The organism is Gemmatimonadota bacterium, from assembly GCA_040388535.1.
GTDB lineage: Bacteria > Gemmatimonadota > Gemmatimonadetes > Gemmatimonadales > GWC2-71-9 > Palsa-1233.
In genome coordinates this window covers 219196-226884 of sequence record JAZKBR010000008.1, presented here as the reverse complement: position 1 = coordinate 226884, position 7689 = coordinate 219196, and the positions used below count along the sequence as shown (strand labels likewise).

Here is a 7689-nt window from a genome sequence, read left to right as displayed (position 1 = left end):
CTGTTACCGTATGGGCCAAGGAGGAGTTGAACCTCCGACCTCACGCTTATCAGGCGTGCGCTCTAACCACCTGAGCTACTGGCCCGTGCAAGAGGCGCAACAATAGGCATTTGGAGCCCTCGGGTCAACCGTTCAGGGCCCCTTGGGGGCCGGTGCGGCCCGGCCCCCGGCCACTGCCGCCTCGACCACCTCGAGCAGCTCGTTGAGCCGGTAGGGCTTCTGGAGGAAGCGCACCGGGTGCCCCTCGACCTCCTCCACTGCGGCCGAGCCGGCATCGAGGCCACTCGACAGTACGACCGGCAAGTCGGGGTCGCTGAGCCGCATCCGGGCGAGCACCTCCCGGCCACTCAGGTCGGGCATCGAGAGATCCAGCAGCACCACCCCGAATTCGCCTCGATGTGCCGCCAGCTTGGCCAGCCCCTCGAGCCCACCACTGGCCTGGACCACCCGGTACCCGGCCCGCTCGAGGATCCGGGTGGCCAGGGCGCGCACCACCTCTTCATCGTCGATCACCAGGGCAGCGACTTGCCCGGCCGGGGCTGACCGCGGCGGTACCACCGCAGCAGGCCGGGGCACCTCCGTCGGGCGCGGCGCCGCCGGCACTAGTGGGAAGATCGCGGTAATCACCGTCCCCGTGCCGACGGTGGTCTCGATCCGGAGCGCCCCTCGATGGCCCCGAACAATGCCCAGGACGGCGGCGAGGCCGAGCCCACGGCCGACGAACTTGGTGCTGAAAAAAGGATCGAAAACCCGCTCCACCGTCTCGCGCGTCATCCCCTCGCCAGTATCACTGACCGAGACCGCGGCGTACGTCCCCGGTGTGACGCTGCCGGGAAACGAGGCCGATGCAATCCACGCGGCGTCAACCGAGACAGCGCCGGTCCGGATCGTCACTGTCCCCGGCCGTCCCTTGAGCGCTTCGGATCCGTTCACCGCGAGGTTCATCACCAACTGGGCGAGTTGCGTGCTGTCGCCGGCAATCCACGGCGAAGGCTCGGCGAGTTCGGTGCGCACCTCGGTCGTCTTCGCGAGCGTCGCCGGCAGCAATGCGGTGAGCGCCGCAACCTCGGCCGAGAGTGACACCGGCCGGATCACGAATTGTCCCTTCCCCGAATACGCGAGCATCTGCCGGGTAAGGTCGGCCGCGCGCTGCGCCGACACCTCGATGTCGCTGAGCGTATGCGCGAGCACACTCCCGTCGGGCACCGACGACCGTGCCAGCGACGCGTTGCCAAGAATCCCGACCAGAATGTTGTTGAAGTCGTGCGCGACGCCGCCGGCCAGCACGCCAAGACTCTCGAGCTTCTGCGTTTCGGCCATCTTGAGTTCGAGATGGCGACGCTCCTCTTCGGCGCGCTGCCGTTCGCGGAACTCGCCGGCCATCGCGCTCTGCGCCGCGAGCAACTCCACCCGCTGGCGTGCCTCGTACAGCGTCTGATGCCGCAACAGCCAGGCCCAGTAGCCGCACACGGCCACGTGGACGATGGCAATCCCGAAATGGAAGAACAACTTCCACAGAGTAACGTGGTGCTCGGGAAAGAAGTGGAGGTCGAACCCCATGTTGTGCAGGGTGGCGAAAAGGGTGTGCTGTCCGATGATCAGCAGCGCCCCCGGCCACATACAAAGCCAGTCCTGGTAGACGATCATCATCGTGAAGCCGACGAAGAACCAGAAATGCTGCTCCGGCTGGCCGTACATCTGCCAGATGTGCAATGCGCAGAACGATTCGAGGACCACGCCAGCCATGGCGCGAGTGAGGAAGGTGCCGGGCGCGAGGAAAAAGCAGAGGACGAAGGCCAGCGTCGAGAGGCCGGCCCAGACAATCGTGATGCCCCAGGTGTGGTTGATCGGGGCGAGCAGCGCCGCGATGACGACGTGCGCGAGAATGAAGCGCAACATCAGCCGGTCGCCGCGCGCGTGGATCGGGGCGAGAATGCCCTCGACTTCCAGCGGCGCGAAGCCGTGGTTGGGCGAGGCAGCAGGCATGTCGGCCGAACCAGGAAGCGAATAGGACAGCTGCATCAGTGCCCGTGTCGGAAAGGGGGACCGTCGGGTCAATCAGAGCCGGATCGTGAGACCATCCTGCAAGGTGTTGCGATAGGCGCGCCAGGCCGGCACCAGGCCGATCAGAACGCCAGCTGCCACGACACCACCCAGGTAGAGCCATTCCAGTCTCTGCGGGGGGGTTATCGGTATGTACAGGCCAAAATGTGATTCGGCCACCCCCTGCCCCAGCACCAGCAAGAGGTAGACGAGCCCCAGCCCAGCGCCGGCACCCAGCAACGAGAGGGTGCCCGATTCCAGTACCATCAGCGCGGCGATCCGACCGGGCCCGGCGCCGAGCGACCTCAGGATCGCCATCTCGCGGCGCCGCTCCTCCAGGGTGCTGTAGAGCGCCACCAGCATGCCGAGCAAACCGACCACCAGCACCGCCCAGGTGATGATCCTCGCTCCATCCTCGGCGTAGCCGATGGTGTGCCAGAGTTCCGTGAGGGCCACCGCCGGGAGAATCGCCGTCAGCGGCTCCCGCACGTCGGTGTTCATCTGCCGCTGCAGCAGCAGCGAGGCGGAGCGGGCCTTGGCGCCGACGAGGAAGGCGGTCAGCGAAGCGTGAGACGCGTCGGGGGAAGGGGGAAGGGGGAACGGAGAAGGGTCATGGGTGACGGGTGATGGGGCTGGAGCTGTGGCGCCGGGCATCACCAGCGGGGCGAACTTCGCCTGGCCGGTCGAATTCTCCGGCGGCATCCCGGCGTGCATCGCCTCGATCCCTTCAAGCGAGATGAAGAGTGATTGGTCCACCGGAGTCGAGGTGCGGGCGAGGATCCCCACCACCGTGAACGGGTGCGCATCGTGATCGCTGATGCCGGTGCCGCGGAGCCCGTGCGTGAGCACCACTTTGGCGCCCATCTCGAGCTTCAGCTTGCTTGCCACTTCCGCACCGATCACCACACTGCTGTCGCTGAGCGCGGTGCTTCCTTGCGCCGCCGAGACCGTGCCATCATTGCGATAGTGGTAGTGCTCGAAGAAGGCGGCCGTGGTGCCGACCACGCGGTAACCGAAGTAGGAATCGCCCAGCGAGATCGGAATCGTCCACTTGATTCCGGGATGATTCGCCCAGCGCTGATAGGTCTCCCACCGCACACTTCCGGCCGGCGCGCCGAGGCCGAACACCGACGAGAGCAGCAACTGCTGCGACCCGCCACGCGCACCGACAATCAGATCGGTCCCGCGGATCGTGCCGGCAAAACTCTGGCGAATGCCGCGGCGCACGGTCTCGACGCCCACCAGCAACGACACCGAGAGTGCAATCGACGCGATCGTGAGCACCGTTGTCACCCGGCGATTGCGGAGCGAGAGTAGCGCGAGTCGAAGCGTGAGCATTCAGCGCGCGACCGCGTGATTCATCGCCGGGAGCGAGCAGATGCGGTCGAAGCGCGCCCCGAGTGCAAGATCGTGGGACACGAAGAGCAGCGTTGCCCCGGCCTCATTCACCTGCTCGAAGAGGAGTTCGAGAAAGCGGTCGCGCAGGTCAGTATCGAGTGCGGAGGTCGGTTCGTCGGCAATCACCAGCTCGGGGCTGCCGATGAGTGCACGCGCGGCGGCGACGCGTTGCTGTTGGCCCACGCTCAGCTCGGTCACCGCCGTCGTCAGGAACGGCGCAATTTCGAGCCGCTCGGCCAGCCGGAGTGCCGCAGTTTCTGGGCGGTCGCCCGCGAGGCGTGCCTGCCGCGCCGGGTGCAGCTTGCACGGCAGGGTGATGTTCTCCATCACCGTAAGCCAGGGAATCAGGTTGAAGAGCTGGAAGAGGTAGCCGAGATGGACGCCGCGGAAGGCGTCGCGTTGCGAAGGTGGCAACGCGGCAAGATCCTGACCGAGAATCTCGACCCGCCCCGACGAAGGTGCGAGAACACCCGCAAGGAGGCCGAGAAGTGTCGTCTTGCCACTGCCACTGGGGCCGTGGAGAAAGATTCGTTCGCCGCGAGCCACCACGAAGGGATCAAGTCGAAGGACCTCGCGCCCTGCCCGATAGGCAAAGCCGAGGTCCACGCAGTTGATCGCTGGCGCGACGGCGGTCACTTCTTCGGTGGGGCGTACGGCGTGCTCGAGATCCCTTCCATTTCGTAGTAGGAGGCGCCGTAGGCCGAGTCGGTCTGCTTGAGGCGGATGACCCCCTCGAACATCACCGGATCCCACCAGCCGATCTTGACGGTCTTCTGCCCCTTCATCTTCACGTACACCATCTGATTCGGCGGTGGCGGCGGCGTGTGAACGCAGGCACCGAAGTAGGGCACCAGCAGGAATTCGTCGGCTTCCTGCATGTTGTCTTCGAGCGGGACAATGAACGCCGCGATCTTCACCAGCTTGCCATCGAGCGCGGCGAGAGTGGCCGGCGCCTTCCCCGTGCCGAGGTCGAGCGAATTGAGAATCTTCCAGTCGATGAGCTGCGGATCGACCGCGACGCCGAACGCCCCGCGAAAGGCCGCTTCGGGCGATACCGAGAAGGCGCGTGCCTCGGCCCGGACGGTGGGCAGGGCGACGAGCGCTACGGCAGCAGTGAGGACTCGGAGGGTACGCATTCGGGCTCCTGGGGAATACAACAGGAATAGTACGTAGATTTGCGCTCGCACGTTGGAGCAGGGAGGTTGTCCCCCTGAGCGCAGCGAGGGGGCTGGTCTCGACGGCGAGAGGGTGCTCCCTCGACTACGCTCGCCTTCGGCTCGCTTCGCTCAGGACGACAACTCCTTCCTCAGCTCTTCTGTGGAGACGGGACCAGCGGCCGCACCGCCGCGAGCAGTTCGTCGACGGTGAAGGGCTTCGCGAGGAACGGCAGCCCCTCCTCGCGGATCCGCTGGAGGAAGACGGTATCCTGGGTGTAGCCGCTGGTATAGAGCACCGGCGGTCCGCCCTGGGCTGCGATGTACTCGCCCAGTTCGCGACCGCTGGCACCCGGCATCACGACATCCGTGATCACCAGCTTGAAGGTCTCCGAGTTCGCCAGGAGTTCACGCGCTTGTGCCACACTCTCCGCCTCCTCGACCACGTACCCCGAGTTGCGCAGCAGCCGGGCGACCACGCGGCGTAGTGTTGCTTCGTCCTCGACCAGAAGCAGATGCGTCCCGGGAGTGTCGGTCGCGTCGCTTTCCACGCTCACGACACCGGGCCCGCCAGCGGTGTCGGTGACGAGAGTCGGCAGGATCACCCGAAGACGGGCTCCACCGCCGCTGCGATTGCTCGCCTGGATCGAGCCGCCTGCCTGTCCGACGATGCCATACACGGTGGCAAGCCCGAGTCCGGTGCCCTGCCCCGCGGGTTTGGTCGTGAAGAACGGCTCGAAGATCTTGTCTTCCATCCCTTCCTGAAATCCGGCGCCTTCGTCTTCGACGTCGAGCACGACCCATTCACCGCGGTCGGTCGGAAGTCCGCTCCCCGCAACCTCGGTGCGACCAGGGACGTGCGCTCGCGTGGTGAGGCGAATCGTACCGCCACCCACCATCGCATCGCGCGCATTCACCACCAGGTTGATGAGGACCTGCTGGACCTGGATTTCGTCGGCGCGCACGTGCCCGATCGCAGGGTCGAGCGACAGCTCGATGCGATTGGCCGCACCCACAAGGCGCTGGAGCATCGGATCGAGACGACCGATTGCATCGTTCAGGTCGAGGGCGCGCGTCTGCCACGGTTGCCGGCGCGAGAACGCGAGCAATTGGCGAGTGAGCCCCGCCGCCTGATCGGTGGCGCCGCGAATCATCTCCAGCTCTTCTACCGCTTCGGGATCGTCGGGCAGCCGACCATCGAGCAGGCTCGATGCCGACGCAATCACCGTGAGCAGGTTGTTGAAGTCATGGGCGATACCGCCGGCGAGTCGCCCCACGGCGTCCATCTTCTGGGCCTCGCGGAGCTGCTCCTCGGCTTGCCGCAGCGAAGCGGCGTTGTCGTCCCGCTGGATCGCGAGCGCTGCCAGCGATGCGGCCACGCCGACGAGCGCACGCTGCGCCGGTGTGGGGAGACGACTCTTGGCGAAGTGCATCACCATCACACCGAGCTTGTCACCGTTGGAGTCGTTGAAGGGCCACGACCATACCGCGCGATAGCCGATCTGCGCGGCCTGTGGACGCAATCCCTCCCAGTCGGGATCCTCGAACACATCGGCTGTGGCCTGCGGCGTGCCGGCGCGCGTGCGCGACACGAACGGCATCCCGGGATGGAACGGCGTGCTCCGATTCAGCTCGGCGAAATCCGGCGGCATGCTCGGCGCACTCAGTACGAGGAAACGCTGCGCACTCTCGTCCCAACGAAACACGGCCCCGCAGCCGCCCCGCAACTGGCTCTCGAGCAGGGTCAGCAATCGCGCGAGCACAGTCTCGAGGGTGGCACCACGGGCGAGCGATTCGAGCACCGTGACCTGCGCGAAGGTGGGCCGGTCGGTCCGATCGATGATGGTGGCGCGAATCTGCGGCGTGCGGCCGGGCACCCGCATCAATCGGATATCGCAGGGGATCTGCGCCCCATCACTGCGGAGATGGATCCATTCAAATTCCTGCTGTTCCCCGGCGACGGCTCCCTCGACCACACCCCGAAAGGCGACATCAAGCGGCGTACCTCCCGGCTGCAGGGCCGCACTGACATCGGCCGGGCCGACACGAAGCAGCTCGTCACGGGACATTCCGAAGAGCCGTTGCGCTGCTTCGTTCACTTCCACGAATCGCCCGGTCCGAATATCCGACACGGTGATGGCCTCAGGCGCCTGCGCCAGCAGGGAGCGATAGCGTGCTTCGCTGGTCGTCAGCGTGCGCTCGGCCCGGCGGCGCCGAACGAACTCGCCACCCAGCAGCAGGCCGGTGATTGCGAGAACCGCGATGAAGGCCTGCAATTGCAGTAGTTGCGTGTCGGTGGGGGCAAGGCCGAAGGGACCCTGCCCCGCCATCGTACCCCGCACGGCCATGATCCAGAGGATCGTGGATGCGGCCGTTGCGCCGCGCTGCCCGAACCGCATCGTGGCCCAGGCGCCGGCAGGAAAGGCGAGGAAAGTGACCGGGAAGTTGGCGGCCGTGGTCGGGGAGGTCTGGAAGAAGATCAGCCACCCGGCGAAGGCGACCGCGACGACCATTCCGGCGAACTCGAGCCGCCGTGCCGTTGTCCGGGGCAGGAACGGCCGCCGCCACCAGGTGAGGATGAAGGTGCCGATCACGATGGCGCCGAGGACGTCGGCGCTGAACCAGACGAGCCAGAGCCGGGGGAACTGCGCCGGGATGTGGAGCTCGCGCCCGAGCGGCCAGGCGCCGATCAGAGCTCCAATGGCCGGTCCGACGATCGCGCCCAGCAGGAAGACGCCGATCGCCGCGACCGACTCCGGTCGACGGGAGCGTGGGAAGGCACGCCGGTAGATGCCGACGATGATCAGCGCTTCGACCGTGGGCGCACTGAAGAAGGCCAGCGAGACCGGGAGGCCGTGCCCCATCATCAGGGCCACCGTGAAGGCGCCGAGGCCGAGCACCGGGAAGTACCGGAGGCCGAAGAGCATCAGCCCGGCGACCGCGACGCCGGTGGCGGGCCAAACCGGCGAGATCGTGGCGGAGATGAGATTGAAGCGGTAGCCGAGCCAGATGGCCAGGAGGTAGCCGCAGAAGAGAAAGGCGGCCCGGCGCGGGCTGATGGGGAGAGAAAGCGGCCACAGCATGCTCTATGATA

At 66.4% G+C, this 7689-nt stretch carries 5 protein-coding genes and 1 tRNA gene; all 6 read right to left on the bottom strand.

Annotated features, from left to right (window positions below):
- Positions 1 to 11: 11 nt before the first annotated feature.
- Positions 12 to 85: transfer RNA gene (locus tag V4558_15875), tRNA-Ile, on the bottom strand.
- A gap of 47 nt (positions 86 to 132) precedes the next feature.
- Positions 133 to 2022, bottom strand: coding sequence for a response regulator (locus tag V4558_15870; protein MES2306980.1), 1890 nt, complete (start codon positions 2020 to 2022; stop codon positions 133 to 135).
- Positions 2023 to 2058: 36 nt separating this feature from the next.
- A complete protein-coding gene (locus V4558_15865; protein MES2306979.1) occupies positions 2059 to 3381 on the bottom strand; it encodes an ABC transporter permease in 1323 nt (440 codons plus the stop codon).
- Complete coding sequence (locus tag V4558_15860) at positions 3382 to 4077, bottom strand: ATP-binding cassette domain-containing protein (protein MES2306978.1); 696 nt, start codon at positions 4075 to 4077, stop codon at positions 3382 to 3384.
- Positions 4074 to 4577 carry a DUF3299 domain-containing protein gene (locus V4558_15855; GenBank protein ID MES2306977.1) on the bottom strand — a complete coding sequence of 168 codons (504 nt, stop codon included), beginning with the start codon at positions 4575 to 4577 and terminating at the stop codon, positions 4074 to 4076. Before V4558_15855 ends, V4558_15860 begins: the two co-directional genes overlap by 4 nt.
- 170 nt (positions 4578 to 4747) lie before the next feature.
- A complete protein-coding gene (locus tag V4558_15850; protein MES2306976.1) occupies positions 4748 to 7678 on the bottom strand; it encodes an MASE1 domain-containing protein in 2931 nt (976 codons plus the stop codon).
- Positions 7679 to 7689: the final 11 nt, after the last annotated feature.

What these genes read in the sequence shown, in the direction of transcription:
- V4558_15865 (MES2306979.1), bottom strand. Translation starts at nt 3,381, where the DNA reads ATGCTCACGCTTCGACTCGCGCTACTCTCGCTCCGCAATCGCCGGGTG.
- V4558_15870 (MES2306980.1), bottom strand. Translation starts at nt 2,022, where the DNA reads ATGCAGCTGTCCTATTCGCTTCCTGGTTCGGCCGACATGCCTGCTGCC.
- V4558_15855 (MES2306977.1), bottom strand. Translation starts at nt 4,577, where the DNA reads ATGCGTACCCTCCGAGTCCTCACTGCTGCCGTAGCGCTCGTCGCCCTG.
- V4558_15850 (MES2306976.1), bottom strand. Translation starts at nt 7,678, where the DNA reads ATGCTGTGGCCGCTTTCTCTCCCCATCAGCCCGCGCCGGGCCGCCTTT.